Below are 2,244 nucleotides of genomic sequence, written 5' to 3'. Positions count from 1 at the left end.
GGGAGCCACTCTTACTGAGCCGGAGGACGACACCGATGACGCGGACCCCGGAGTGGTGTTCCGGCTTAGGGAGAACCCGAAGGTGAGCGCCTGGCTTGCGCGTTTTCAGCGGGGCGACGAATCCGCGTACATTTTGACGTGTTGGGATGGTGAGAAGGAGTTCTACTTCGAGGTTCCGAGAGAGGTGGCGGTGAGCGCGCTCGAGCAGGCCGTAGAGAGTCACTTGTGGGCTATATCACGGTTGGATTCGAACCTTCTTGGAGCCCTCAAGAAAGAACTGTAGACGATGTAGATCTACTCGGGGCGAGAAGACTCATCTTGTTTGTCGTCAGAATCAACCGCGTCAACCATCGTTTTCGCGGCACCGAAAGCTTCCAACTCCCCGGCGATAAACATGGCCCACTCTCTATCAGAGAGCTCTTCGTAGTAGTCCTCATCAACGACTTTCTCCCCGTTCCGGATACTCAATGGTGGATGCCAGTCGGCGTGNCTCACGCAACGACTCAAGTTTGTCTGTCATGTGCCTATTTCGGACGGAGCGGGTCAGAGTTGATATACCCCGCTGCTGCGCGCCCTAGCAGTAGTCGACATTTTACGGGCTATGTTGCGAACGTGATTCTTTGATTAGATGATAGTGTTGTCGCCACGTCTTGCGCTCTCGACGTCGGCGCCCCGGACCGCATGAAGCGTCTCCTGGCCGTTGAGTCGGAAAGTGGCCGGTTGGCCGAGGTGGTAGGGGAGTTCGTGGTTGAGCGCCACCCAGTAGTTGAAGAACAGCTGCGCGGCGCCGAGATACATCGTGCGAACCCCACGGTTGTCGGAGGCACAGCGCCCCTGAAAGTCGTGCTTCAACTGTCGAATCGCCGTCTCAACCTGCCACCGATTGCGATACTGGTAGGCGAGCCCCCGGAGGTCGCGCGCGTCGACGTCGTGGTCTGTAATCCAAGCCGTGTGTGACTCCTCACGGTTATCTGACCCAACTTCGCCGGGGTGAATCGGGTAGGCAAAGCCGTTCACGCGCTTATTTGGCGATGTCAGTCCCGCGAATTCGATGTTAGAGCTTTTTGCGGGCTCTCCACCTCGCGCCTCTTCAAGGAGGCGACCGGGGTCCCCCGTGTCTTTTGCTTGGATCAGGAAGTTCGCGCCAATCTCACGGCAGGNGACGATGTCTTCGCGATACATTTCTGAGTCGAAGTAGATCCGCCCGATATCGAAGTCAGCGTGGGTATGTACCCGCCGAAGGAGCCGTCTAAGTGCTTGCGCGATCTCTGTTCGTTTCTTCATCGGCGTCGCCCCCAGCACATAGTTTCGATCGGGGCCGGTAGCAGAGAGGACCGCGTAGGGCCAGAAGTCGGTCGTGTTCGCCTCTTTTCGACCTCCACTTGTCCATTCGTGCTCGGCGCCGTACCAGCGGACCTTCGTTACGTCGTACGCCAGGTGAACAGGTCCGGGAGGGAGTAGCTCTTCCCGTTCTAGCAGCGCACAGCTGGCCTTGAGGAACTTCTCTTCAAGCTCCTCGACCTCTTGCTTTCGAGCGTACTTTCGAACCGTCGATGCGGTAGGCACGTCGACGTCGTCGTCAGACTGCCAGCGTAGGATATCGGCACCACTCTCCAAGTGCCAGTCTTCAAGCGCAATGTGAGCTAGAAGCCGGATGAACGACTCGATAGGGTGTTTAAAATTCGGAGCCGTCCGGTCGCGATCGGAGCGTAGATGGGGCGTTGTTAGTGCCAAATACTCACCGACGATCCGGGTGGCTTGTCGCATTTTCTCGTCCATCCCCACCGACCACTCTTCGTCGACGATCTCGTAGTAAGAGCGGGGTTTCGACGGAGCTTCAGAGAGAGCGTCTGGAGAGTTTCCTCGAGGAAGGAACTGATGGAGAGCAGCGTTGTTTGCCCAACGCGCAGCTTGCTCCAAAGTGTTCTCGTCGAGCTTGCCGATCTGCCGTGACAAGGNCGAGTAGTGCGGTGGATCCTTCGAACTCAACCCAACCGCTGCCGCAACCCGCGGCTGGCTATCGAGCCGCTCCTCGAGCTCGCGGTAGCCATCATCGAAAAGTTCGCGGAGCAGGCCGGCACAGTACCAAGACTGACTATCGTCGTCCAGGCCGTCCCAGTTGCTGATGAGGTTGCCTTCTGGGCCGATGACACTCTTGAAATGCGTGAGCGCATCAAGCGCGTATTCTGCTTCGGGCGAAGGTTCCCACTCGTTCAGCTTGTCTTCTTGCTTAGGAGACAGGGA

3 protein-coding genes are annotated in these 2,244 nt (G+C 57.8%); 1 reads left to right on the top strand and 2 read right to left on the bottom strand.

Annotated elements, in window-relative coordinates:
• A partial coding sequence (locus C470_RS15910) for a hypothetical protein (protein ID WP_008364503.1) occupies positions 1–283 on the top strand: 283 nt, incomplete at its 5' end.
• A gap of 11 nt (positions 284–294) precedes the next feature.
• Here C470_RS15910 and C470_RS15905 read toward each other — a convergent pair.
• Positions 295–468, bottom strand: a complete 174-nt coding sequence (locus C470_RS15905) for a hypothetical protein (protein ID WP_160162935.1) — start codon at positions 466–468, stop codon at positions 295–297.
• A 156-nt stretch (positions 469–624) separates the two neighbouring features.
• Entirely contained in the window at positions 625–1,767 is a 1,143-nt protein-coding gene (locus tag C470_RS16435) for a transposase (protein WP_449271925.1), read from the bottom strand.
• Positions 1,768–2,244 lie beyond the last annotated feature (477 nt).

It is taken from the genome of Halorubrum distributum JCM 13561, from assembly GCF_000337395.1.
GTDB lineage: Archaea > Halobacteriota > Halobacteria > Halobacteriales > Haloferacaceae > Halorubrum > Halorubrum distributum.
The sequence above is the reverse complement of the archived record's forward strand: the minus strand, read 5'-3'. Positions and strand labels throughout refer to the sequence as shown.